Source organism: Mycobacterium persicum, from assembly GCF_002086675.1.
Classification (GTDB): Bacteria; Actinomycetota; Actinomycetes; order Mycobacteriales; family Mycobacteriaceae; genus Mycobacterium; species Mycobacterium persicum.
Window position 1 is genome coordinate 1 of the sequence record NZ_MVIF01000015.1, and the last position, 24,269, is coordinate 24,269.

A 24,269-nucleotide genomic window follows, 5' to 3' on the forward strand; every position below is an offset into this window, starting at 1 on the left:
GACCTGATGCGGGCCTATCAGTCGATGGCCGGCACGCACGAATCCAACACCATGGCCATGCTGGCTCGCGACACCGCCGAGGCCGCCAAGTGGGGCGCCTAGGACGGCTGGTCTAGTCAGTGCGATCAGCGGGGTCCCGGCGAAGCGGTCACAGCATTCCCATGGCAATCTGGCCGACCCGGTGCACGTGGATTCATCGCGAATGCCCACCTTTCCGCGACAAGCCGGGAGCTGGTTGCGGATTTGTCGCCGGCGGCCGTGGAGACTGAGGTGGCCAATGGGAAGTTGCGGCCGGCGACCCGGGGCACCTAGATACCAGCCTGCCGGCCGGGTGACGCGCTGGATGCGCAATCGGCGTGGATGACCCTGGAAACCGCTGAAGCTACTGGGGGACGTGTCCGGACCGGAGGCTCGACCCGCGACCTGCGCGACGCGGGTCCAGCCCCGGCCTGGCGCTCGACACCTGGTGCTGGGCGGTCATGTGAGTGCCAAAGTGCCTGTGCGGTAGCCGAACCGATCCGCGATGAGCCGCCCCAGGCGGCCCGATCCGGCGTTGCGCTGCACTGACCGGTAATACTGGCCGGCCCGCGGCGCGCAGTATAGCAGTAGGCAATAGTTGACAAGACATATGGTATGTGAGATTTTTTCCGGGTCATGCACGGCGTCGTGGCTGACCACATCGCGCCGCGGCCCGGAGTCGGGACCGCCCCGCCCTTGGTAATGAAAACCATGTTCACTAAGCTGCACAATGCTGGGTGGGTTCGACATGTAGGAGGAACGTCAGGCATGAAGCTGGCCGTGCTGATCGCCGCGACCAAGGCGCTGGTCAGTGCCATGCGAATGTCGGCATCATGACGGACATCATGACGGGACAACCCGCCCCTCACCGCCCTCGACAGGTTAGCTTATGCAATGCTAACTTCGGGAGGCCAGCTTCAGGCGGTAGTGACCAGTGGCGACCTTAGGTTCAGGAGACGGCGGGAGCGTGGAACGCAGTGATATCGGCATGCTCGCAACTTCCTCCGTCGTACCCCGGACAGGCGGCAAAGTAGACGCTGATGTCGTCAGCCGGTTCGCCACCTGCTGCCGGGCGCTGGGCATCGCCGTCTACGACCGGCGCCGGCCGGCCGACCTGACTGCGGCCCGATCGGGATTCACCGCACTCACCCGCGTCGCCGGCGACCAGTGCGACGCCTGGACGGGGCTGGCTGCGGCCGGTGACCAGTCCATTGGCGTGCTCGAAGCCGTGTCCCGCACCGCGGTGACCGCCGGCGTGTTGCAGCGCCACGTGGAACTGGCGCCCAACGCCCTAGGGTTTCATTACGACACGGGGTTGTACTTGCGGTTCCGGGCCGCCGGCCCGGACGATTTCCATCTCGCGTACGCGGCGGCCCTCGCGACGACCGGTGACTACGCGAAGGCGTACGACGTGGTTGCCGGCATCACCGAGCGCCGACCCGGTTGGCGCGAAGCCCGCTGGCTCATGGTCGTGGTCAACTACCGCGCCGCACGCTGGTCGGACGTTGTCAAACTGCTGACGCCGATCGTCAACGATCCCAATCTTGACCAGACTTTCGCCCACGCCGCCAAGATCACTCTGGGCACCGCCTTGGCCCGGTTGGGCATGTTCGCCCCGGCGTTGTCGTATCTCGAGGAGCCCGAAGGTCCGGTCCCGGTCGCGGCGCTCGACGGGGCACTGGCCAAAGCCCTGGTGCTGCGCGCACATGTCGACGAAGAATCGGCCGCCGAAGTACTACAGGATCTGTATGCGGCCCATCCGGAGAACGAGCAAGTCGAGCAGGCTCTGTCCGACACCAGCTTCGGGATCGTGACCACCACCGCGGCCCGGATCGAGGCCCGCACCGACCCGTGGGATCCCGAAACCGAGCCCAGCGCAGATGATTTCATCGATCCCGCGGCACATGAACGCAAAGCCGCGCTGCTGCACGAGGCTGAGCGCCAGCTCGCCGAATTCATCGGACTCGACGAAGTCAAGAACCAGGTGTCGCGGCTGAAGAGTTCGGTGGCCATGGAGCTGGTGCGCAAGCAGCGCGGGCTCACCGTGGCCCAACGCACGCACCACCTGATCTTCGCCGGGCCGCCCGGGACGGGCAAGACGACGATTGCCCGGGTCGTCGCCAAAATCTATTGCGGCCTAGGGCTTTTGAAGCGGGAGAATATCCGCGAAGTGCACCGCGCGGACCTCATCGGCCAGCACATCGGCGAGACCGAGGCCAAGACCAACGCGATCATCGACAGCGCTCTGGATGGGGTGCTGTTCCTCGACGAGGCATACGCACTGGTGGCCACCGGAGCCAAGAACGACTTCGGGCTGGTGGCAATCGACACCTTGCTGGCTCGCATGGAAAACGATCGTGACCGGCTGGTCGTGATCATCGCCGGATACCGGGCCGACCTGGACAAGTTCCTCGACACCAACGAGGGCCTGCGGTCGCGGTTCACCCGCAGCATCGAATTCCCGTCGTACACATCGCATGAGCTGGTGGAGATCGCACACAAGATGGCCGAACAGCGAGACAGTGTCTTCGAGCGATCGGCGCTCGACCACCTGGAGGCGTTGTTCGCCACATTGGCGGCATCGTCGACACCGGACTCCAACGGCATCATGCGCCGCAGCCTCGACATTGCGGGCAACGGGCGGTTCGTCCGCAACATCGTCGAACGTGCGGAGGAAGAACGTGAATTCCGGCTCGACCACTCCGAGCATGCGGGAACCGGGGAGTTCAGTGATGAGGAGCTGATGACCATCACCGCCGACGACGTGAACAGGTCTGTGGAACCACTGCTACGCGGGCTGGGGCTCTCGGTGCCGGCATGACTACCCGCGAGCCTGATCCAGAACGCCGTTCGTTTGCCTCGCGCACCCCGGTCAATCACAACCCCGACAAGGTGGTCTACCGCCGGGGTTTCGTCACCCGCCACCAGGTGACAGGTTGGCGGTTCGTGATGCGTCGCATCGCCTCGGGTATTGCCTTGCATGACACCCGAATGCTCGTCGACCCGCTGCGCACCCAGTCGCGGGCGATACTAATGGGGGCGCTGGTCCTGATCACCGCGCTGGTCGGCTGCTTGGTGTTCTCGCTGATCCGGCCCAACGGCCAGGCGGGCACCAGTCCGGTGCTGGCCGACCGGTCCACCGCCGCACTGTATGTGCGGGTCGGCGACGCGGTGCACCCGGTGCTCAACCTGACCTCGGCGCGGCTGATCGCCGGCAAGCCGGTCAACCCCACGACGGTGAAAAGCTCTGAACTGGACCGCTTTCCGCGTGGCAATCTGATCGGCATTCCGGGAGCCCCGGAGCGGATGGTGCAGAACACCACCCGCGACGCCAACTGGACGGTGTGTGACTCCGTCAGCGGCCAGGACGGGCGCAGCGCCCACAGCACGGCGGTGACGGTCATCGCGGGACGGCCGTACAGCGACGGCGCCCGCGCGGCCGCGCTCGGCTCCGCACAGGCGGTCCTGGTCGACAACGGCGCGGGCAGCTGGCTGCTATGGGACGGCAAGCGCAGCCTGCTGGACCTCAACGACCTTGCGGTCACCAGCGCGCTCGGACTGGGCACCGACGCACTCGCGCCGCGGCCTATCGCGTTGGGGTTGTTCAACGCCATTCCCGAAGCGCCGCCATTGACGGCACCGGTCATTCCGAACGCCGGTAGTCAGCCGGCCTTCGATGTGCCCGTGCCGGTCGGCGCGGTGGTGGAGGACGTCACCCTCAATGGCGCCGCTAAGGCCGAAACCTCGCAGTACTATGCGGTGCTGCCGGACGGTCTGCAGCCGATCTCGCCAGTGCTGGCCGCGCTTCTGCGCAACACCAACTCCTTCGGTTTGCAGCAGCCGCCACGCCTGAGCGCAGACCAGGTGGCCAAGCTGCCCGTGTCACGCATGCTCGACGTCACGCGTTATCCGGTGCAGTCGCTGAGCGTGGTCGACGTGGCCCGCAGCCCCGTCACGTGCGCGTACTGGAGCAAGCCGGCCGGGGCGGCCACCAGTTCGTTGAGCTTGCTCAGCGGCGCGGCACTGCCGGTGCCCGACGCGGTGCACACCGTCGACCTGGTGGGTGGCGGTGGTACCACCGCCACCCAGGTCGCGCTGCCGCCGGGCACCGGCTACTTCACCCAGAGCGTGGGCGGAGGTGCAATGGCTCCGGCCACCGGCTCGCTGTTCTGGGTCTCCGATACCGGGGTGCGCTACGGCATCGACACCGAAGGCGAAGGCGGACGCAAAACCGTTGAGGCACTTGGCCTGCAGACCCCGCCGCTGACCATTCCGTGGTCGGTCCTGTCGCTATTCGCGTCCGGCCCGACGCTGTCACGGGCGGACGCGTTGTTGGCTCACGACGCCCTGCCGCCGGACACCAAACCCGGACGCGCGGCGCCGGCCGATGGAGGGTCGCGATGAGCAGACTGATCTTCGAGGCTCGTCGGCGGCTGACTCCGCCGACGAGTCGCAAGGGCACCATCACCATCGAGGCGCCACCCCAGTTGCCTCGGGTCATTCCGCCGTCCCTGTTGCGACGCGCGATGCCCTACCTGATGGGGATCCTCATTGTCGGCATGATCGTCGCGATGATCGCGACCGGGATGCGGCTGATTTCTCCGCAGACCCTGTTCTTCCCCTTCGTGATGCTGCTGGCGGCCACCTCACTGTTTCGCGGCAACGACAACAAGATGCGCACCGAGGAAGTCGACGCCGAGCGGGCCGACTATCTGCGGTACCTGTCGGTGGTTCGGGACAACATCCGTGCGCAGGCAGCCGAGCAGCGCGCGGCCGCGCAGTGGTCCCATCCGGAACCGGAGGCCCTGGCGTCGGTGCCCGGATCCCGCCGCCAGTGGGAGCGCGACCCGCACGACCCGGATTTCCTGGTGCTGCGGGCCGGACGGCATTCCGCTCCCCTGGCCACCACGCTGCGGGTCAACGACACCGCTGACGAAGTCGACCTGGAGCCGGTGTCGCACAGCGCGTTACGCAGCCTGCTCGACACGCAGCGCACCGTCCGTGACGTTCCCACCGGAATCGATGTCACCAAGGTTTCGCGGATCACCGTCCTCGGCGACCACGTGCAGGTGCGTGCGGCGCTGCGGGCGTGGCTGGCTCAGGCGGTCACCTGGCACGACCCGACGGTGCTCGGGCTGGCGTTGGCCAGCCCCGATCTGGAGAGCAGTGACTGGTCCTGGCTGAAGTGGTTGCCGCACGTCGACATTCCCGGGCAGGCCGACGGCGTGGGCCCGGCCCGCTATTTGGCCGCCGACGCCGACGAGCTGGTCGAAATGCTGGGCCCCACCATGCTCGACCGTCCGGCATTCACCGGTGCGGCAGCAGATGCGTTGCGGCACTTGCTGATCGTCGTCGACGATCCTGACTACGACGTGACCGCGTCGGCACTGGGCGTGGGCCGTGCCGGGGTGACCGTCGTGCACTATTCGGCCACACCACCGCATCGCGAACAATATTCCGATCCGGAAAAACCGATCCTGCGGGTGATCGACGGTGCCATCGAGCGGTGGCAGACCGGCGGCTGGCAGCCCTATATCGACAATGCCGACGAGTTCGGCGCCGACGAGGCCGCTCACCTGGCCCGCCGGCTGTCCCGGTGGGACTCCAACCCGACGCACGCCGGGTTGCGCTCCGCGGCCACCCGAGGCGCGAGTTTCACCACGCTGCTGGGTATCTCGGACGCGTCCCGGCTGGACGTGCCGGCGCTGTGGGCGCCGCGCCGGCGCGACGACGAGTTGCGGGTGCCGATCGGCGTCACCGCCACCGGCGAGCCGCTGATGTTCGATCTCAAGGACGAAGCCGAAGGCGGAATGGGTCCGCACGGGCTGATGATCGGGATGACGGGTTCCGGCAAATCGCAGACCCTGATGTCGATTCTGTTGGCGCTGTTGACGACTCATTCCGCAGACCGGCTGATCATCATCTACGCCGACTTCAAGGGCGAGGCCGGCGCCGACAGCTTCCGGAATTTCCCGCAGGTTGTCGCGGTGATCTCGAACATGGCCGAGAAGAAGTCGCTAGCCGACCGGTTCGCGGACACGCTGCGCGGTGAGGTGGCCCGCCGCGAAACGCTGCTGCGCGAGGCCGGCCGCCGCGTGCAGGGCAGCGCGTTCAACTCGGTGCTCGAGTATGAAAATGCTCGCGAATCCGGGGCCGCCGGGACATTCGACTTACCGCCAATCCCGACGCTGTTCGTGGTGGCCGATGAGTTCACCCTGATGCTGGCCGATCATCCGGAATACGCCGAGCTTTTCGATTACGTGGCACGCAAGGGGCGTTCGTTCCGCATCCACATCCTGTTCGCGTCCCAGACGCTGGATGTCGGCAAGATCAAGGACATCGACAAGAACACCTCCTACCGGATCGGTCTGAAGGTGGCCAGCCCCAGCGTGTCTCGGCAGATCATCGGTGTGGAGGACGCCTACCACATCGAGTCCGGTAAAGAACACAAGGGCATCGGCTTCCTGGTGCCCGCGCCCGGGGCCACCCCGATCAAGTTTCGCAGCACCTATGTCGACGGCATCTACGAGCCGCCACGTGCCACCAAAGCCCGTGTCGTGCAAGCACTTCCAGAACCCAAGATCTTCACGGCCGCAGCCGTGGAGGCGGACCCGGGCACGGTGATCGCCACCGACGACGCCGAGGAACCAGCCGGCCCGCCGCGTAAGCTGATCGCGACCGTCGGCGAACAGCTGGCGCGCTACGGACCGCGAGCTCCCCAGCTGTGGCTGCCGCCGCTGGACGAACCGATCCCGCTCACCGGACTGCTGGCCCGAGCCGCGGTGCCGCCAGGGCAGTGGCGCTGGCCGCTCGGAGAGATCGACAAGCCGTTCGAGATGCGCCGCGATCCGCTGGTGTTCGACGCCCGGTCGTCGGCCGGCAACATGGTGATCCACGGCGGTCCCAAGTCCGGCAAATCGACCGCACTGCAGACGTTTATGCTCTCGGCCGCCAGCCTGCACTCGCCGCGCGAGGTGACGTTCTACTGTCTGGATTACGGCGGCGGACAACTGCGTTCGCTGGAGGGTCTGGCGCATGTCGGCAGCGTCGCGTCGGCGCTGGAACCCGAACGCATCCGGCGTACCTTCGGTGAGCTGGAACAGCTGCTGCTGTCCCGGCAGCAGCGTGAGGTGTTCCGCAACCGCAGTGACAACGGTTCGGCTCCCGACGACGGTTTCGGTGAGGTGTTCCTGGTCATCGACAACCTCTACGCCTTCGGCCGCGACAACATCGACCAGTTCAACACGCGAAACCCATTGCTGGCCAAGGTGACTGAGTTGGTCAACGTGGGCCTGGCGTACGGCGTCCACGTAATCATCACCACCCCGAGCTGGCTGGAGGTGCCGCTGGCGATGCGCGATGGCCTCGGGTTGCGCCTGGAGCTAAAGCTGCACGACGCGCGCGACAGCAATGTGCGGGTGGTCGGCGCGCTGCGCCGTCCGGCCGACGCCGTCCCGGCCGACCAGCCGGGCCGCGGGTTGACCATGGCCGCCGAGCACTTCCTGTTCGCCGCTCCGGAGCCGGAACAGGTTGCCGCGATCAACGCCCGCTACCCGGGGGTTGCCGCGCCGCCGGTGCGGCTGCTACCCACCAACCTGGCCCCCGAGGCGGTCGGCGCGCTGTATCGCGGGCCGGATCAGATCGTCATCGGCCAGCGCGAGGAGGACCTGGCGCCGGTGGTGCTCGACTTCGCGGCCAATCCGCTGCTGATGGTGTTCGGCGACAGCAAGTCCGGAAAGACCACGCTGCTGCGCCACCTGATCCGCACTATCCGGGAGCATTCGACCGCCGAGCAGGTGGCCTTCACCGTGCTGGACCGCCGGCTGCATCTGGTTGACGAGCCGTTGTTCCCCGACAACGAATACACCGCCAACATCGACCGGGTCATCCCGGCGATGCTTGGGCTGGCAAACCTCATCGAGTCGCGACGGCCACCGGCCGGTCTGTCGCCTGCCGAGCTGGCCCGCTGGACTTTCCACGGCCACACCCACTACCTGGTCATCGACGACGTCGACCAGATCCCGGATTCGGCGGCCATGGCGGGTCCGTATATCGGACAGCGGCCGTGGACGCCGCTCATCGGTCTGCTCGGGCAGGCGGGCGATTTGGGCTTGCGGGTGATCGTGACGGCGCGGGCCTCCGGCTCCGGCCACGCGCTGATGACCAGTCCGCTGCTGCGGCGGTTCAACGACCTGCAGGCGACCACCGTCATGCTCTCGGGCAATCCGGCCGACAGCGGCAAGATCCGCGGTCAACGTTTCGACCGGATGCCAGCTGGGCGCGGGGTGTTGTTGAGCGACAGCGAATCTCCGACCTACATGCAGTTGGTCAACCCGCTTGTCGGGGAGGCCGCGACATTTGGTGAAACGCAACAGAAGGGGAGTCAGTCATGACGTTGCGAGTGGTTCCGGAGGGACTGGCCGCGGCCAGCGCGGCCGTGGAAACGCTGACGGCGCGGTTGGCGGCCGCGCATGCTGCCGCGGCTCCGTCGATCACCGCGGTGGTGCCGCCTGCGGTGGATCCGGTGTCGCTAAAGACTGCCGCCGAGTTCAGTGTCCAGGGGCAGGAGCACGCCGTCGTCGCCGCCCAGGGCGTCGAAGAACTGGGACGTGCCGGCGTCGGGGTGGGCGAATCCGGCGCAAGCTATCTCGCCGGTGATGCGGCGGCTGCGGCTACCTACGGGATCGCGGGCGCCTGACCATGGTCGCGCCCTTGGGGCCCATCTGGATTGCTTCGCCGCCCGAGGTGCATTCGGCGTCGCTGAGCAGTGGTCCTGGTCCGGGTTCGCTGCTGGCGGCGGCCGCGGCCTGGAACCTGCTCAGCGCCGAATACGCCTCGGCAGCAGCAGAACTCAGCGGGATCCTGGATGCGGTGCAGGCGGGGGCGTGGCAGGGGCCGAGCGCGCAGCAGTATGTCGCCGCGCATCTGCCCTATGTGGCGTGGCTGACGCGGGCCAGCGCCGACTGCGCCGTGATCGCGACTCAGCACGAGGCCGCCGCAGCGGCCTACACGGCCGCCGCGGCGGCCATGCCGACGCTGGCGGAGCTGGCGGCCAACCACGTCATCCATGGCATCCTGGTGGCGACGAATTTCTTTGGCATCAACACCATTCCGATCGCACTCAACGAGGCCGACTACCTGCGGATGTGGCTTCAGGCCGCCGCGACCATGGGCCTTTACCAAGCGGCCGCGGGCGCGGCACTGGCGTCGACTCCGCGCACCGCGCCGGCGCCGACAATCGTGAATCCCGGCGGCGAACCGGCCGCCGGGATGGTCGCCAACGCGGCTCATTCACCAGCCGCCGCGGTCACGTTCAACCCCTGGCAGTTCCTCTGGCAGCTGCTGCAGGACATGTGGAACGCCTACACGGGCTTCTACGGCTGGATGTTCAAAGAGATCGCGACGTTCCTGCAGGACCCCATCGGCAACTCGATAAAGATGATCATCGCCTTCCTCACCAACCCGGTGGCGGCGTTGATCACCTACGGCCCACTGTTGTTCGCGCTGGGATACCAGGTCTTCTTCAACCTCGTCGGCTGGCCCACCTGGGGCATGGTGCTGAGTTCGCCGTTCCTGGCGCCGGCGGCGCTCAGCCTGGGTCTGAGCGCGATAGCGTTTGCGGCGCTGGCGCCTGCCGAGATCGCAGTGGCTGTCGCCCCCGCTGCGGGAATACCGCTGGCTGTCGCCGTCGCGTCGGCGTCTCCGTGGCCGGCTGTCAGTCTTGCCTCCACGGCCAGCGGTCTCGCGGGGGCTCCGGCGACCCCGTCCGGAGCTGGTGCTACGGCCGGCGCCGTGCCGGCCCCGGCTGCCCCGGCTCCCGCAAGTTTTGCCTACCTGGTTGGCGGCCTTGATGATTGGGGACCCACCTCGGGCCCGACCGTGGGAGGCCGCGGCAGCCTCAAGGCACCCTCGGCGACCGTCCCGGCTGTCGGCGCGGCAGCGGCAAGCCGCGCGGCAACCCGCGCGAAACGCCGCTCGCGGCGCGAATTACGGGACTACGGCGACGAATTCCTCGACATGGACTCCGGCACCGGCCCCGCGGCAACCGAGGACCCCACCCAGGCGTCCGACTGGGGGGCGGGCCCGCTCGGGTTCACCGGAACCACAGCCAAAGAGCCGGTGTTGCATGCGGTCGGCCTGACGGCGCTGGCCGGTGACGAGTTCGGCGGCGGTCCGCGGATGCCGATGGTGCCGAGCAGCTGGGACGGCCCGCAAGAAGGCGTACCGAAGGGGGGAGCCGACGCTTCGCACCACGACAGCGAGTAACCGAAATCCGAATTGCCAGAGAAAGGGGTTGTTATGAGTCTTCTGGATGCCCACATTCCGCAGTTGGTGGCCTCCCAGTCGGCATTTGGCGCCAAGGCGGCGTTGATGCGGCACACGATCGGTCAGGCTGAGCAGTCGGCGATGTCGGCGCAAGCCTTTCACCAGGGCGAGTCCGCCGCCGCGTTTCAGGGCGCCCACGCCCGGTTCGTGGAGGCAGCGGCCAGGGTCAACGCCCTGCTCGACATCGCCCAGGCCAACCTCGGTGACGCCGCCGGAACTTATGTGGCCGCCGATTCCGCGGCTGCGTCCGGCTACACGGCGTTCTGAGCCCACAGACAACCGAAAGGAGTTGTGATGTCACAGATCATGTACAACTACCCGGCGATGCTCGGACACGCCGGGGACATGTCCGGATATGCCGGCACCATGCAGGGCTTGGGCTCGGATATCGCCGCCGAGCAGTCCGCACTGTCGAACGCCTGGCAGGGCGACACCGGGCTGACGTATCAGGCATGGCAGGCGCAGTGGAACCAGGCCATGGCGGATCTGGTGCGGGCCTATCAGTCGATGGCCGGCACGCACGAAGCCAACACCATGGCGATGATGGCCCGCGACCAGGCTGAAGCCGCAAAATGGGGCGGCTAGCAAGTTAGATGATCGCAGAATCCGCAGAACCCTCGCAGCCTAATGCCGTCGAGCTGACGGTCGACAACGCGTGGTTCATCGCCGAGAGCGTCGGGGCCGGCAGCTTCCCGTGGGTGCTGGCCATCACCCCGCCCTACACCGATAGCGCGCAACGAAACGCGTTCTTCGACCGTCAGAAAGACGAGCTGACCGGGCTGGGCTTGATGTCGCCGGACGGTACCGTCAACGCCGCGGTGGCCGACTGGATCAAAGTGGTGTGCTTCCCGGACCGGTGGCTGGACTTACGTTACATAGGGCCGGCATCGGCCGAGGGAACCGGCGAGTTGCTGCGCGGCATTGTCGCCCGGCGGGTCGGCGCCGGCGGCAAGACCTCCCGGAAGTTCAATACCGTCGTCGCGCGGCGCCGCGCTCAGCTGGTCACCTTCACGGCAATGGATATCGATGACCCGCGGGCGCTGGTTCCGGTCCTCGGTGTCGGGCTGTCGCAGCGGCCGCCGGCCCGCTTCGAGGAGTTCAGCATGCCCATGCGGGTCGGCGCTCGCGCCGACGAGCGGCTGCGCTCCGGCGCCCCACTCGAGGAAGTCCTTGACTACCTGGGTATCCCGGCTTCGGCCCGGCCGGTGGTGGAGGCGGTCTTCTCCGGTCCGCGCAGCTACGTCGAGATCGTGGCCGGCTGCAACCGCGACGGCCAGCACACCACCACCGACGTCGGTCTGAGCATCGTCGACACCACCGCCGGCCGGGTATTGGTCAGTCCGTCTCGAGCCTTCGACGGTGAGTGGGTGTCGACCTTCAGCCCCGGGACACCGTTCGCGACTGCCGTCGCGATCGAACAACTCATCGCCAACCTGCCGGAGGGGCAATGGTTCCCCGGTCAGCGGTTGTCCCGCGACTTCTCCGGGCAACCCTCATAACCGAAATTCAGAAAGTGAGTACGATGTCTCCCGAACGGCCCCAACGGATTTGGACGGTCCGGTGATGTCGGGCACCGTGATGCCGATTGTCCGCGTCGCCATCCTCGCCGATAGCCGGTTGACGGAGATGGCCCTGCCCGCGGAGCTGCCGCTGCGCGAAATCCTGCCCGCGGTCCAGCGTTTGGTCGTTCCCGCGGCGGAGAACGGCGACGGCGGCGAGGCCGGATTGGGTGCGGCCGCGCACCTGAGTCTGGCGCCCATCGGCGGTGCACCGTTCAGCCTGGACGCCAGCCTGGACACCGTCGGGGTGGTCGACGGTGATCTGCTCGCATTGCAGCCGGTGCCACCCGGTCCCGCCGCCCCGGGAATCGTCGAGGACATCGCCGACGCCGCCATGATCTTCTCGAGTTCGCGGCTGAGCCCTTGGGGGCCAAAGCATATCCAGCGCGGGGCGCTGGCCGCGGTGATCGGTGTGGCTCTGGTGGCGACCGGGCTGGCGGTCAGCTACCGGGTGGCGACGGGAGCGTTGACCGGCCTGGTCACGGTCAGCGGGATCGCTGTCGTCATGGCGTTGGCCGGGTTGCTGGTCACGGCGCGTTCGCCACGAACGGGGACGGCGGCGTCGGTCGCCGCACTGGTCCCGATCGCCGGGGCACTGGCGCTGGCGGTACCCGGGAAATTCGGTCCGGCGCAGCTGCTGCTGGCGGCCGCGGGTGTCACCGCGTGGTCGCTGATCTGCCTGATGGTGCCCCGCGCCGAACGTGAGCGCATCGTGGCCTTCTTCACCGCGGTGGCGGTGACGGCAGCCGGGGTATGTCTGGCCGCCGGCGCCGAACTGCTGTGGCAGCTGCCGCTGCGCAGTGTCGGCTGCGGGCTGATCGTGGCCGCGCTACTGATCACCATCCAGGCGGCTCAGCTGTCGGCGCTGTGGGCGCGCTTTCCGTTGCCGGTCATCCCGGCGCCCGGGGACCCCACCCCGTCGGCTCCGTCGTTGCGGGTGCTCGAAGACCTGCCGCGGCGGGTGCGCGTCAGTGACGCCCATCAAAGCGGTTTCATCGCCGCGGCCGTGCTGCTGAGCGTCCTGGGATCGGTGGCAATCGCGGTGCGCCCCGAAGCGGTCGGTGGCGTGGGCTGGTACGTGGTGGCGGCGACGGCGGCCGCGACCGCGCTGCGTGCCCGGGTATGGGATTCGGCCGCCTGCAAGGCCTGGTTGCTGGCCCAGCCGCATCTGGTGGCGGGGATCCTGCTGGTGGTCTATACGGCGACCGGGCGCTACGTCGCCGCGTTGGGCGCGGTGCTGGTGCTCGCGGTACTCATGCTGGCTTGGATCGTCGTTGCGCTGAACCCCGTCATTGCCTCACCGGACAGCTACTCGCTGCCGCTGCGCCGCCTGCTGGGCTTTGTCGCCGCCGGCCTTGACGTTTCGCTCATCCCCGTGATGGCATACTTGGTCGGCCTGTTCACCTGGGTCCTCAATCGATGACACGCGGCACCGGATTAGGTTGCTGCGCAGCAATTCTGGCTGTGGTGGTGGCCACCGCTGCGCCGGCGTCGGCTATCGCCCCGCCGGTGGTCGACGCCACCGTGGATCCGCCCAGTGGCACCCCGGGACCGGTGCAGCCGATGGAGCAACGCGGTGCCTGCAGTGTCTCGGGACTCATGGCGGGTACCGACACCGGCATTGCGGCGCCGAGCCAAGCGGTGCTGAATCTGCCTGCGGCATGGCAGTTCTCGCGCGGTGACGGGCAGTTGGTGGCCATCATCGACACCGGGGTGCAACCGGGTCCGCGATTGCCGAACGTGGACGGCGGTGGCGACTTCCTGGATTCGACAGACGGTCTGACCGACTGCGACGGGCACGGCACCCTGGTCGCCGGGGTGGTCGCCGGGCAGCCCGGTAATGACGGCTTCGCCGGAGTCGCGCCGGCGGCGCGGTTGCTGTCGATCAGGGTGACCTCGGCCAAGTTCTCACCGCGGACCTCGGGCGGGGACCCCACGCTGGCCCGGGCAGCGATCGACGTGGACACGCTGTCCCGCGCGATCGTGCATGCGGCCGATCTGGGTGCCCGGGTGATCAACATCTCCGCCGTCACCTGCCTGCCCGCCGACCGGACGGTCGACCAGTCCGCATTGGGAGCGGCGATCAGGTATGCGGCCGTGGACAAGGACGCGGTGATCGTGGCCGCCGCCGGTAACAGCGGCGCGGCCGGCTCGGGTGGTGGTGGTAGCTCCTGCGACTCGAACCCGCTGACCGACCTGAGCCGTCCGGACGATCCACGCAATTGGGCCGGCGTCACCTCGATCTCCATCCCGTCGTGGTGGCAGCCGTACGTGTTGTCGGTGGCATCCTTGGCGCCGGATGGGCAGCCGTCGAAGTTCACCATGGCCGGTCCGTGGGTGGGTATCGCCGCACCCGGGGAAAACATTCTGTCGGTGAGCAACGGCGACGGCGGTGGCCTGGCCAACGGCCTTCCCAATGACCATGAGCAACTGGTGCCGATCAGCGGCACCAGCTACGCGGCCGGCTACGTCTCCGGCGTCGCCGCGCTGGTCCGCAGCAGGTATCCCGGCCTGAGCGCGGGCGAGGTGGTGCGCCGCATCACCGCCACCGCGCACAACGGCGCCCGCGCCCCGTCCAACATTGTCGGCGCCGGCGCTGTCGATCCGGTGGCGGCGCTGACTTGGCAGCTGCCCGCCCCGCAATCAGGCGCGCCAGCGGCGGCAACGGCCAAACCGGTTGCAGTTCCACCGGCACCCAAGCCCAAGGACACCACACCCCGCAACGTCGCATTCGCCGGAGCCGCAGCGCTGGCATTGCTGGTCGGCATCGCCGCAGCAACCGCGGCGACGGTGCGCCGGCGAAAGGAGCCGATCCCGTGAGCCTCAATTCGATTCCGCGCCCGGGAAAAGGGCGGATCGTGGTGGCGCTGCTGGCGATGGTGCCGGCGGCGATGGCTTATCCGTGGCAGTCGACCCGCGACTATTGGCTGATCGGGATCGCCGCTGTCGTGGTGATCGTCCTGTTCGGCTGGTGGCGTGGACTGCACTTCACCAGGATCGTGCGTCGCCGGCTGGCCATGATGCGGCGACGGCGGTCGGGCGCCGATCCCGCAACCGAGGTGCGCACCACGGCGCTGCTGCGCATCGGTCCGCCGGCCCCGGGACTGGAGGTACTCCCGCTGCCGTTGATAGCCGGGTATCTGGACCGCTACGGCATCCGCGCCGACGCCGTCCGAATCACCGGGCGTGTCAACGCGGCGGGTGAGCGGGAGCTGTGGATCGGGATGACGGTATCGGCCGCCGCCAACCTGGCGGCCCTGCAAGCCCGGTCACCGCGGATCCCGTTGCAGCAGACCGCCGAGGTCGCCGCGCGCCGGCTCGCCGACCACCTTCGCGAAATCGGTTGGGACGTCGGCATGGTTGCGCGCGACGACGCGCCACGGTTGCTGGCTCGAGCCGATCGCGAAACGTGGCGGTGCATGCGCCACGGCGACTCCGATTACCTTGCCGCATACCGGGTCAGCGTGGATGCAGCATTGCCCGAAACGTTGGCGGCCGTGTGGTCGCATCCGGCGCGTGAGACCTGGGCGGCATTGGAGATTGGCACCGGCGGTCGACCGGGCAGTCCGCCCACGGTTGCCGTCGCGTGCGCGTTCCGTACCGATACGCGTCCCGACGGCGCGGCGCCGCTGGCCGGACTGACGCTGCAACGCGGCAGCCAATGGCTGGCGCTGGCGGGATTGGAGCCGTCGTGCACCCGGCGACTCGACGGACACACCGACACGCCCGACGGCCTGCTGGAGCGACTGGTGTGGCCCACCGCGCCGGCGTGGGCGGGGCACCCGTCGCTCACCGAGGCCGCTAGTCGAACATGAAGCTTCGCAGGAACAGCGTCATCCGCCGCAGGTAATCCAACTGGCTCACATGCATGACGTGACTGCCGGGAAACCAGTGCAGCGCGCAGTGATCCCAGTGCTCCCACAGCGTTACGGCGTGCTCCGGTGGAGCCATCCGATCGCCGAGGCCGGTGATGATCATCCGGCGGTGCTTGGGCAGCAGCGGCCGATAGTTCAACGGGCCGTGGTAGGCCAGCCCGGCGCTCAGCTCGTCACGGCTGATGCGCGACAGGCACAGGCCCAGCCGGACCAGCCCGCTGGCCGGAAACCATTCGTCGAACAGTTTGCCGGGGCTCACCACCGGGCAGTTAGGAATGACGGCCTCGAGCCGGTTCTCCACCGACGCCACCAGCGCGGACGTGTAGCCGCCCAGCGATATTCCGGTCAGTGCGATTCGCGAGACACCGGTGTGGCGCAGGTAGTCCACGATGGAGCGAAAGTCGTACACCGCCTGGGCCATCGCCTCGGCGAAGCCGCTCAAGCCGCCGGCGAAGAAACCGAAACCGCTGAACGGCGAATGCCTCTCGGCCCGCTTGCCGTGAAAAGGCAAGGTGTACAACAGAACATCGTAACCCGACCGGTAATACCACGGCAGTGAGAAGAACAGCCCGTTGAGCAGGTAAGACGAGCCCATGAAACCGTGGATGACGCACAGTGTGGGGCGCGGCCCGTCGTCATGGCGCCAATGCTGTGCGCGCACAACGTTGTTTGCGGTCAATCCGCTCCACTGCTTGCGCATGGTGGGGTTGACCGCCCGGAAGCCGCTGGCAAACGAGATGTCGTCGACGGTGCCACGCGCGATCCACTCGGCGAGCGGGCTGGCGCGCCGCGACGAAATCTTGGGCAGATCCGTCGGCGCCGAAAACGACTTCGCCGGGTCACGTTCGGCGGCCAGTTCGGCGTAGAAGTTCAAGTTGCTGCGTTCGCTGCCGGAGTTGAGCCGCAGCAAAGCGGTGGCGACGACGGCCGGTGCCACCGTGGTGGACAGCACCGATGACGCCGCGGTGCGCAGCGCGATATCGCCGACCGCCGATGACTCGACGACGATGCGTTGACGCAGCGAAAGCGCAGATGGTGGCGGTAGCCCTTCGGCGCCGGCGTCGGCGCCGGGTACGTCGGGAATCGGGACCGGCGGATCGATGGGATCCGCTTCAGACATCTCCGAAAACTCCGACATCCCGTCGATGGTAACTCGCCGACATCGCGGGGTGCCGGAGAATTCGACAGCGTCGTCAATTTCTGGGGCAATGCCGTGCGCGTCCGGACCCCATGGGTAATAGGTTGTTCCATAACACCCGATTGGCGACGGTGTTGATCAGGAGGACCGACATGTGGGATCCCGACGTCTACCTGGCCTTTGCGGATCATCGCAGCCGTCCGTTCTACGACCTGGTGTCCCGGGTGGGCGCCAAGCGGGCGCGCCGGGTGGTCGACCTGGGTTGCGGTCCCGGCCACCTGACTCGGCACCTGGCGCGACGCTGGCCCGAGGCGACGATCGAGGCATTGGACAGTTCACCGGAAATGGTCGCCGCCGCCCGGGAACGCGGTATCGACGCGACGACCTGCGACGTGCGGAACTGGAAACCTCGGCCCGACACCGACGTGGTGGTCAGCAACGCCGCACTGCACTGGGTGCCCGAACACTCGGAACTGCTGGTCCGCTGGGCCGGCGAGCTGCCGGCCGGATCCTGGATGGCGGTTCAGGTCCCGGGCAACTTCGATACCCCGTCGCACGCCGTGGTGCGCACCCTAGCCCGGCGGGAGCCGTACGCAAAGCTGTTGCGCGACATCCCGTTTCGGGTGGGAGCGGTGGTGCATCCGCCGGCGCACTACGCGAATCTGCTGATGGACGCCGGATGCAAGGTCGATGCCTGGGAGACCACCTACCTGCACCAGCTCACCGGTGAGCACCCGGTGTTGGAATGGATCACCGGCACCGCGCTGGTTCCGGTGCGGGAACGGCTGGACGACGCGGGTTGGGAGCAGTTCCGCCAGGAGCTGATTCCGCTGCTCGACGACGCCTACCCGCGCCGCGCCGACGGTACCACGATCTTCCCGTTCCGCCGGCTGTTCGTCGTCGCCGAGGTCGGGGGAGCACGCCGCGGCTCGTGAGCTTTCGCTGTCGGTCGGACGTTGCGCTGGTCGGGATCCGGTTTGGCCGAGTCGCGTTTCGCACCGCCCGCATCGACGCCGATCCATGCGCGATTGCCGTCACATTCGTCATATGGGTTTTCAGGACGCGGGTTGTCGCGGTAAGCGTTGGGCGGCTACGCCACGGTGACGGAGCTGAGAAATCGCGAGCTGATGTTGGCCGTGTCGAGTGTGCGCTGACGGGTGTCGAGTGTGCGCTGGTGGCGCCGAGCGTGCCGCGAGGGCGGGCCAATCGCGAATGTTCCCGCCCTACAAGCACACTGAAAGCCGTCACGGCACACCCGATACGGCGGCATGGCAGCCGACCCGGTGAACAGGTGGGGCCATCGACGTGCCGAAAACAGAGGCCCGGCGGTGGGTACTCAGCCGAGGACGGCCACCTTGAATCGACTGATGCGGGCACAATGACCCGAGGAGGCTGGTGTGGCCAATGTGGCTGGCGCGAAGCGCATGCTATTGACTGGCCGGCGCGGCTTCTTCCTCGATACCGCGGTCGGCTGCGATCGCCGACCTGCTGCTGGGCGCGGTTCGATGGATCCGACGATACGTTTCGGTGTAACGCTCCGCAATCCGGGTGCCGGCGAATTCCGACGGGATCACGTCTCCGGTGCGCTGACGCCAATCATGAAGCCGGACAGCAAGATCCGCCGCGACCGCAAAAACCTCCGCGGCGGTGTCACCGGTCAGCAGATTCGTGGTCTCGCTCGGGTCGGCGCGCAGATCGTACAGCTCCCGTTGCGGTCGCGGTGACCTGACGAACGGTGCGACCGCCATCCCCGACGGGCTTTCCTCGATATCCCACGGCAGATCCAGCAACGGGCGGGGCACATAGTTTTCGATGTAGCTGAATTCCTTTGTGCGGATGGCGCGTATCGGGTCAAACGAGTCGTGGTAGGTCTTGGTGGTGTACACATGGTCGCGAACCGGCTCGCCCTGGGGATCGGATCCGAGCAAGGAGGCCGCGTGCGACATGCCGTCGACATCGGCCGGGATGTCGACCCCCAGCAGGCCCAGCAGTGTCGGCAACAGGTCCACGCCGCTGAACAATTCGTCGTAGACGCGTCGGGTAACTCCGCGGCGGCTGGGTGGACGGATGATCATCGCGATGCCGGTTCCGGCGTCGTAGAGCGTGGATTTGGCACGCGGAAACGCCGGGCCGTGATCGGTCAGGAACACCACCCAGGTGTTGGTGTCCAGTCCAGTTTCGCTGAGTGTGTCCAAGATTCGCCCGACGGCGGCGTCCGCGGTGGTGATGGCTCCGTAGAAATCGGCTAGGTCCTGGCGCACTTCGGGGGTGTCGGGGAGATAGTCGGGGACCTCGACACCCGCGCTGTCGGCCGGTTCGTAGCGTTCGTGCGGGTAGGGCCGGTGGGTTTCGAAAAACCCCGCGGTAAGCAGGAACGGCTGGCCGGAGAGATCCGGCACGCAATCCTGCAGCCACTCCTCGACCTTCGCCACCACGTATTCGCAATAGGAGTTCGACACGTCGAATTCGTCGAATCCCAGCCGGGCCGGGTAGGACGTCTCGTGTTGCATCCCGAAAAGAGCTGAGTACCAACCCTGCTCGCCCAACAGTTGCGGCAATGTCCGGACCCCGCTGCGGTATTCCCAGCCGTGATGGGCCAACCCCACCAGCCCATTGGTTTGCGGGTAGCGACCGGTGAACAGCGATCCGCGCGACGGCGAGCACAGCGGGGCGGTGGCGTGCGCCCGGGTTAACAAGATCCCCTCCGCGGCAAGCTGGTCCAGTCGCGGGCTGACGACATCCGGGTGACCGTAAACACCGAGGTAGCGCCCCAGGTCGTGCCAATGCACGATCAGCACGTTGTCTATGCCGTCTATGCCGTCGTTACCTTCACCCGTCACCGTCTGCCACCTCTCGAGCCACCTTGCGGCGGCGACGATACCCGGTATCGACCGAGCCGGCGAAGTTCACATCTGTCCCCAGCGGTTCTCCCAGACGAACTCCGGGAGTGGCCGCGCGACGGCCCAGCCGTCCAGCTCCAGCGCCGGCCGTTCGGGAAACTCGGGCACCGGGCCCAAACACAGCACTGCCACCGGTTCCGCATCGGAGGGGATCTCCAGCAGCGCCGCCAACCGTTGCGGATCGAACAGCGACACCCAACCCATGCCGAGCCCTTCGGCGCGCGCTGCCAGCCACAGATTCTGGATCGCGCAGGACACCGACGCCAGGTCCATCTGGGGTAGGGTGCGTCGGCCGAAGATGTGCACGTCGCGGTTGTCGCACAGCGCCACCACCAGCAGCTCGGCGCACTCGAGAATGCCCTCGACCTTGAGCGCAAGAAACTCCTCGGCGCGTTCGCCCAGGGCGTGCGCCGTCCGGGCGCGCTCGTCGTCGACGAGGGTGTGGATCTCGTTGCGCAGCGCCTCGTCGGTGATCCGGATGATCCGCCAGGGCTGCATCAGACCGACACTGGGCGCGGCGTGTGCGGCGTGCAGCAACCGAGCCAGCACCTCTTCGGGCACCACGCTGCCGGGCAGGAAGCGGCGCATGTCCCGGCGTTCGGAGATCACGCGATACACCGCCTGCCGCTCGGCGGCAGTGAACGCGAATTCGGTCACCCGGTCATCGTAGAAAAGGTGCGGCTCGTGCGGCCCGGATCAGGGACTACCCGGATCAGGGACTGTAGGTGACCCCGACCGCGCGGAACACGTACTCGGGCGGCACGTCGAAGGCAAGTGATCGCAGCGGCAGGCGAGTCAGCACGTCCTCGCCGATGTCCGTTTTGAAGTGCAGCGACAGCTGGCCGTGGAACCGCGGGTCCACCTTGGCGACATCGAGTTCCAGTTGCAGTCCCGTCGACGAGATCTCGGCGGTTGCGGCGCCGGTCTGCGGCGCGTCCCAGCGCACGTCGACGGCGCGGCCGGCCAGCTTGGGCAGCGACGAGAGCGTTCCCAGCACCCGCTGCTCGGTGAACGCCAGTGCGCCCGGGTAGCTGGCAATGCTGTGCGATGCCCGCAAACCGGGAATTGCGCCGGTGAACCGCCTGGTGACCGCGACATACTCTTCGAGGTAGATGAGTCCTTCGGCTTCGAGCTGATCCCGCAAGTCGGCGGGTAGCTTGCCGATGCCGAACATTCTGCGAAAAATCACCGCCATGAGGCCAGTATGGGGCCGCTGGGGCCGGGCCGCACCGTCGCCTGGTATCCGTTGAACATGATCCGTCGCCCGATCAGCGTGGCCGTGATGCTCGCGGCGGCTGCGACCGTCGGCTACGCCGTGTTGTGGGTGGGGCACCGCCAGGACTGGGGTTGGGTGCATGGCCTGGATTGGTCGTTGTTGAACGCCGCGCACGACGTCGGGATCAAGCATCCGGCTTGGGTGGACTTCTGGGTCGGCGTGTCGTTCGTACTGGGCCCGATCCCGATGCGGCTGATCGGCATGGCGATGGCGGTGGTTGCGGCGTTGCAGCACAAGGTGCGGATGGCGCTGCTGCTGTTGGCCTGTTTGCCGCTCAACGGATTGGTCACGATGGCCGCCAAGGATCTGGCCGGCCGGCCGCGACCGGTGACCGAATTCGTCACCGCGCCGTCGACCTCATTCCCGTCCGGGCATGCGCTCGAGATGACGGCCAGTGCGCTTGCGTTGCTGACCTTCCTGCTGCCGATGACGAGTCATCGGTGGGTGCGCGTGGTCTTGGTCGCGGCGGCCGCGCTGGGTGTGCTGACAGTCGGCACCGCCCGGGTGGCTTTGAATGTGCACCACCCGTCGGATGTGATCGCGGGTTGGTTACTGGGATACGTGTATTTTCTGGTGTGCCTGTGGGTGTTTCGGCCGCTACCGGTAACGGCTGCGGAGCCGGCCCGGCTTGCCGAAGTCCGCTGACGCCCTGCGGCGCGGCGCTTTTCGCAGTGTCTCGGCGCAGTGATCCAACCGGAACTAAACCTTTACTTGACCCTGAGGTTTCGTCCCCTTGACGATGAAACGATGCACCGACTGGGAGCTGTACTGTGTGCTGCGGTGTGCCTGGCCGGAGCGGCGCTGGGACTCGCCCCGGTGACCGTCGCGGCGGGCAATCCGTGGTTCGCGAACTCGGTCGGCAATGCCACGCAGGTGGTTTCGGTGGTCTCGACCGGCGGCTCCACCGCGAAAATGGATGTGTACCAGCGCACCGCCGCCGGCTGGCAGCCGCTCAAGACCGGGATTCCCACCCATGTCGGTTCGGCGGGAATGGCGCCGCAGGCCAAGAGCGGTTATCCGGCCACCCCGATGGGCGTCTACAGCCTGGACTCGGCTTTCGGCACCGCGCCCAATCCCGGTGGCGGACTTCCGTATACGCAAGTCGGACCCAACCACTGGTGGAGCGGGGACGACCACAGCCCCACCTTCAACAGCATGCAGGTGTGTCAGAAGGCCCAATGCCCGTTCAACACCGCCGAGAGTGAGAACCTGCAGATCCCGCAGTACAAGCATTCGGTGGTGATGGGCGTCAACAAGAACAAGGTGCCCGGCGGCGGTGCCGCGTTCTTCTTCCACACCACCGACGGCGGACCCACAGCGGGATGCGTGGCAATCGACGATGCCACACTGGTGCAGATCATCCGGTGGTTGCGGCCCGGCGCGGTGATCGCGATCGCGAAGTAACCCCGGGCCGTCAGTCGGCCAAAGCGCGGCCCGGTCGCACGGTGAACCCCAGGTTGGCCAGCGACATCGTCGCCTCGTAGGTGCGGTCGTATCCGGTGGCGCTGATTCGCCAACCCTCGGCGGTCCGCCGATACTCGTCGCGGTAGAACGCCGCACCGATCAGCATGAAATTGGCTTCGGCGACGATGACGCGATCCTGCAGATACCAGCTGCCCGTCGCGGTGTCGCCGGTCACCGTGATCTCCGGATGGGTCACCCGGTGTTCGGTGATGATGTTGGGCCCCAACACCGAGCGCAGGTAGTCCACCACGTCGGTGCGGTTGGAAAAATGCAGCTCCTTGCCCAGCGACGACCCGTAGTCGCCGCGCACGTCCTCGGTCAGGGTGTCGGCGAAGTCGTCCCAGTGCTTGGTGTCCAGGGCCCGCAGATAGCGGTACTTGATTCGTTTGATTGCTTCGACATCCGCCATGAGGGCCGCCAGGTCTGCAGGGTTCATCACGTCATTGCAGCACGTTCGCCGCCGACATTATCGTCGGGGCATGAGCCAATCCCGCTACGCCAGGTTGTCCCGCGCGGAGCTGGCAATCCTGGTGCCCGAACTGCTGTTGATCGGGCAGCTGATCGACCGCTCCGGTATGGCGTGGTGCATCCAGGCGTTCGGCCGCGGGGAGATGCTGCAGATCGCGATCGAGGAGTGGGCCGCAGCCAGCCCGATTTACACCAGGCGCATGCAACAGGCGCTGAACTTCCAGGGTGACGACGTACCCACCATCTTCAAGGGCCTGCAACTCGATATCGGCGCTCCGCCGCAATTCATGGACTTCCGCTTCACCGTGCACGATCGGTGGCACGGCGAATTCCGCCTGGACCACTGCGGTGCGCTGCTCGATGTCGAACCCCTGGGCGACGAGTACGTCTTCGGCATGTGCCACACCATTGAGGACCCGACCTTCGACGCCACAGCGGTGGCCACCAACCCGCGGGCGCAGGTTAGGCCTATCCACCGGCCGCCGCGCATGCCAGCCGACCGGCAGCCGCACTGCGCGTGGACCGTCGTCATCGACGAATCCCACCCCGAGGCCCGGGGCATCCCGGCGCTGCACGTCGTTGCGCAAAGTAAAGCTGCCCGTTGGGAATTGGCGGCCATCGACTCTTCCGACGACGGACTGGCCGACTATGCGGGCCCGTTGCTGTCCGATCTCGACTTCGGTGCCTTCTCTCACTCGGCGCTGGTGCGGATAGCCGACGAAATCTGCCTGCAAATGCACCTGCTATACCTGTCGTTCGCCATCGCGGTCGGCAAACGCGCCGGTGCGGACGCCGAATTGGCCCGGTCGATCAGCACCCGCCAATTGACCGGGATAGCCGGGCTGGCCGCGGAACGCATCCATCGCGCACTGGCCCTGCCCGGCGGAATCGGCGGCGTGTTCCGGGTATTCGAATTGCACCCGCTGTTCAACCCCGCCGGCTATATCGAGGCGGAGACGACGGGGGACAGCTGGCTTGTGCACGGCTCGCCGGGGCACGACGACGCCGCATGGATTTCGCTGTGCACGCCCGAATCCGGACAACCGCTGCAGGCGATCGCCACCGCGGTCGACCCGCACGTCGCCGTCCGGGTCACCGGGACGAACACCGAGTGGGCCGCCGAACTGGCGAAAACCGATACGCCGGGATCCGAATTGCCGGAGGTGTTGGTGGCCAAGGTAAGTGGCGGGTCCAACTTTGTATTCCAGCCCAGGCGTTCGCTGCCGCTGACCGCCGTCTGACCCC

General features: G+C 67.2%; 20 protein-coding genes and 1 pseudogene. 16 read left to right on the plus strand and 5 right to left on the minus strand.

All coding sequences use genetic code 11. The annotated features are described in order from the left end of the window. The 12 genes and pseudogenes from BST40_RS07400 to eccE form a co-directional block, all read left to right on the plus strand. Nucleotides 1–102 (plus strand): annotated as a pseudogene (locus BST40_RS07400) (WXG100 family type VII secretion target); the annotation flags it as partial. Nucleotides 103–985: 883 nt separating this feature from the next. Beyond that, nucleotides 986–2,839, plus strand: coding sequence for a type VII secretion AAA-ATPase EccA (gene eccA, locus BST40_RS07410; protein ID WP_198929545.1), 1,854 nt, complete (start codon nt 986–988; stop codon nt 2,837–2,839). Beyond that, entirely contained in the window at nt 2,836–4,422 is a 1,587-nt protein-coding gene (gene eccB / locus BST40_RS07415) for a type VII secretion protein EccB (RefSeq protein WP_075548681.1), read from the plus strand. The genes eccA and eccB overlap by 4 nt, the downstream gene beginning before the upstream one ends. After that, entirely contained in the window at nt 4,419–8,411 is a 3,993-nt protein-coding gene (gene eccCa / locus BST40_RS07420) for a type VII secretion protein EccCa (protein ID WP_075548680.1), read from the plus strand. The genes eccB and eccCa overlap by 4 nt, the downstream gene beginning before the upstream one ends. Beyond that, nucleotides 8,408–8,716 carry a PE family protein gene (locus BST40_RS07425; RefSeq protein WP_075548679.1) on the plus strand — a complete coding sequence of 103 codons (309 nt, stop codon included), beginning with the start codon at nt 8,408–8,410 and terminating at the stop codon, nt 8,714–8,716. Before eccCa ends, BST40_RS07425 begins: the two co-directional genes overlap by 4 nt. Before the next feature lie 2 nt (nt 8,717–8,718). Continuing rightward, nucleotides 8,719–10,284 carry a PPE family protein gene (locus tag BST40_RS07430; protein ID WP_075548678.1) on the plus strand — a complete coding sequence of 522 codons (1,566 nt, stop codon included), beginning with the start codon at nt 8,719–8,721 and terminating at the stop codon, nt 10,282–10,284. Nucleotides 10,285–10,317: 33 nt separating this feature from the next. Further along, a complete protein-coding gene (esxG, locus tag BST40_RS07435; RefSeq protein ID WP_075548677.1) occupies nt 10,318–10,611 on the plus strand; it encodes a type VII secretion system protein EsxG in 294 nt (97 codons plus the stop codon). Nucleotides 10,612–10,638: 27 nt separating this feature from the next. Next, the gene (locus BST40_RS07440) at nt 10,639–10,929 is read left to right on the plus strand and encodes a WXG100 family type VII secretion target (RefSeq protein ID WP_023369886.1); all 291 of its coding nucleotides are present in this window, start codon (nt 10,639–10,641) and stop codon (nt 10,927–10,929) included. Nucleotides 10,930–10,937: 8 nt separating this feature from the next. Then, complete coding sequence (locus tag BST40_RS07445) at nt 10,938–11,843, plus strand: ESX secretion-associated protein EspG (protein ID WP_083153893.1); 906 nt, start codon at nt 10,938–10,940, stop codon at nt 11,841–11,843. A gap of 64 nt (nt 11,844–11,907) precedes the next feature. Further along, on the plus strand, nt 11,908–13,326 hold the full coding sequence (eccD, locus tag BST40_RS07450; RefSeq protein WP_089025052.1) for a type VII secretion integral membrane protein EccD: 1,419 nt from the start codon (nt 11,908–11,910) through the stop codon (nt 13,324–13,326). Then, nucleotides 13,323–14,723 (plus strand): type VII secretion-associated serine protease mycosin, encoded by a 1,401-nt coding sequence (mycP, locus tag BST40_RS07455; protein WP_075548675.1) that lies wholly within the window; start codon nt 13,323–13,325, stop codon nt 14,721–14,723. The genes eccD and mycP overlap by 4 nt, the downstream gene beginning before the upstream one ends. After that, nucleotides 14,720–15,718, plus strand: coding sequence for a type VII secretion protein EccE (gene eccE, locus BST40_RS07460; RefSeq protein ID WP_075548674.1), 999 nt, complete (start codon nt 14,720–14,722; stop codon nt 15,716–15,718). Before mycP ends, eccE begins: the two co-directional genes overlap by 4 nt. Here eccE and BST40_RS07465 read toward each other — a convergent pair. Further along, entirely contained in the window at nt 15,705–16,916 is a 1,212-nt protein-coding gene (locus tag BST40_RS07465; RefSeq protein WP_075548673.1) for an alpha/beta hydrolase family protein, read from the minus strand. The genes eccE and BST40_RS07465 overlap by 14 nt on opposite strands. Before the next feature lie 152 nt (nt 16,917–17,068). On the opposite strand from BST40_RS07465, the gene BST40_RS07470 reads away from it, so the two are divergent. Continuing rightward, nucleotides 17,069–17,851: a trans-aconitate 2-methyltransferase gene (locus BST40_RS07470; protein ID WP_083153895.1), complete on the plus strand. Its 783-nt coding sequence runs from the start codon at nt 17,069–17,071 to the stop codon at nt 17,849–17,851. Nucleotides 17,852–18,343: 492 nt separating this feature from the next. Here BST40_RS07470 and BST40_RS07475 read toward each other — a convergent pair whose 3' ends face one another. The 3 genes from BST40_RS07475 to BST40_RS07485 all read right to left on the minus strand — a co-directional run bounded on the left by BST40_RS07475 (nt 18,344) and on the right by BST40_RS07485 (nt 21,011). Continuing rightward, on the minus strand, nt 18,344–19,732 hold the full coding sequence (locus BST40_RS07475; protein WP_075548686.1) for a sulfatase family protein: 1,389 nt from the start codon (nt 19,730–19,732) through the stop codon (nt 18,344–18,346). Between the two features lie 90 nt (nt 19,733–19,822). Beyond that, nucleotides 19,823–20,473: a 5,6-dimethylbenzimidazole synthase gene (gene bluB, locus BST40_RS07480; RefSeq protein WP_075548671.1), complete on the minus strand. Its 651-nt coding sequence runs from the start codon at nt 20,471–20,473 to the stop codon at nt 19,823–19,825. A gap of 55 nt (nt 20,474–20,528) precedes the next feature. Beyond that, nucleotides 20,529–21,011, minus strand: coding sequence for a hypothetical protein (locus BST40_RS07485; protein ID WP_075548670.1), 483 nt, complete (start codon nt 21,009–21,011; stop codon nt 20,529–20,531). A 57-nt stretch (nt 21,012–21,068) separates the two neighbouring features. Between BST40_RS07485 and BST40_RS07490 the strand changes: the two genes are divergently transcribed. Next, a complete protein-coding gene (locus BST40_RS07490; RefSeq protein ID WP_075548685.1) occupies nt 21,069–21,737 on the plus strand; it encodes a phosphatase PAP2 family protein in 669 nt (222 codons plus the stop codon). Nucleotides 21,738–21,839: 102 nt separating this feature from the next. Next, entirely contained in the window at nt 21,840–22,496 is a 657-nt protein-coding gene (locus BST40_RS07495) for a L,D-transpeptidase family protein (RefSeq protein WP_075548669.1), read from the plus strand. Nucleotides 22,497–22,506: 10 nt separating this feature from the next. On the opposite strand, the gene BST40_RS07500 is transcribed toward BST40_RS07495, so the two are convergent. Beyond that, nucleotides 22,507–22,992: a nuclear transport factor 2 family protein gene (locus tag BST40_RS07500; protein WP_083153896.1), complete on the minus strand. Its 486-nt coding sequence runs from the start codon at nt 22,990–22,992 to the stop codon at nt 22,507–22,509. A 43-nt stretch (nt 22,993–23,035) separates the two neighbouring features. On the opposite strand from BST40_RS07500, the gene BST40_RS07505 reads away from it, so the two are divergent. Then, the gene (locus BST40_RS07505; RefSeq protein ID WP_083153898.1) at nt 23,036–24,265 is read left to right on the plus strand and encodes a hypothetical protein; all 1,230 of its coding nucleotides are present in this window, start codon (nt 23,036–23,038) and stop codon (nt 24,263–24,265) included. Nucleotides 24,266–24,269: the final 4 nt, after the last annotated feature.

Bases quoted from the DNA above. Each gene is read 5' to 3' on its own strand.
- BST40_RS07465 (WP_075548673.1), bottom strand. From the start codon at position 16,916: ATGTCGGAGTTTTCGGAGATGTCTGAAGCGGATCCCATCGATCCGCCG.
- BST40_RS07505 (WP_083153898.1), top strand. From the start codon at position 23,036: ATGAGCCAATCCCGCTACGCCAGGTTGTCCCGCGCGGAGCTGGCAATC.
- eccCa (WP_075548680.1), top strand. From the start codon at position 4,419: ATGAGCAGACTGATCTTCGAGGCTCGTCGGCGGCTGACTCCGCCGACG.
- BST40_RS07425 (WP_075548679.1), top strand. From the start codon at position 8,408: ATGACGTTGCGAGTGGTTCCGGAGGGACTGGCCGCGGCCAGCGCGGCC.
- BST40_RS07470 (WP_083153895.1), top strand. From the start codon at position 17,069: ATGTGGGATCCCGACGTCTACCTGGCCTTTGCGGATCATCGCAGCCGT.
- mycP (WP_075548675.1), top strand. From the start codon at position 13,323: ATGACACGCGGCACCGGATTAGGTTGCTGCGCAGCAATTCTGGCTGTG.
- BST40_RS07500 (WP_083153896.1), bottom strand. From the start codon at position 22,992: ATGAACCCTGCAGACCTGGCGGCCCTCATGGCGGATGTCGAAGCAATC.
- BST40_RS07440 (WP_023369886.1), top strand. From the start codon at position 10,639: ATGTCACAGATCATGTACAACTACCCGGCGATGCTCGGACACGCCGGG.
- BST40_RS07430 (WP_075548678.1), top strand. From the start codon at position 8,719: ATGGTCGCGCCCTTGGGGCCCATCTGGATTGCTTCGCCGCCCGAGGTG.
- BST40_RS07445 (WP_083153893.1), top strand. From the start codon at position 10,938: ATGATCGCAGAATCCGCAGAACCCTCGCAGCCTAATGCCGTCGAGCTG.
- BST40_RS07490 (WP_075548685.1), top strand. From the start codon at position 21,069: ATGATCCGTCGCCCGATCAGCGTGGCCGTGATGCTCGCGGCGGCTGCG.
- esxG (WP_075548677.1), top strand. From the start codon at position 10,318: ATGAGTCTTCTGGATGCCCACATTCCGCAGTTGGTGGCCTCCCAGTCG.
- BST40_RS07485 (WP_075548670.1), bottom strand. From the start codon at position 21,011: ATGGCGGTGATTTTTCGCAGAATGTTCGGCATCGGCAAGCTACCCGCC.
- eccD (WP_089025052.1), top strand. From the start codon at position 11,908: ATGTCGGGCACCGTGATGCCGATTGTCCGCGTCGCCATCCTCGCCGAT.
- BST40_RS07495 (WP_075548669.1), top strand. From the start codon at position 21,840: ATGCACCGACTGGGAGCTGTACTGTGTGCTGCGGTGTGCCTGGCCGGA.
- eccB (WP_075548681.1), top strand. From the start codon at position 2,836: ATGACTACCCGCGAGCCTGATCCAGAACGCCGTTCGTTTGCCTCGCGC.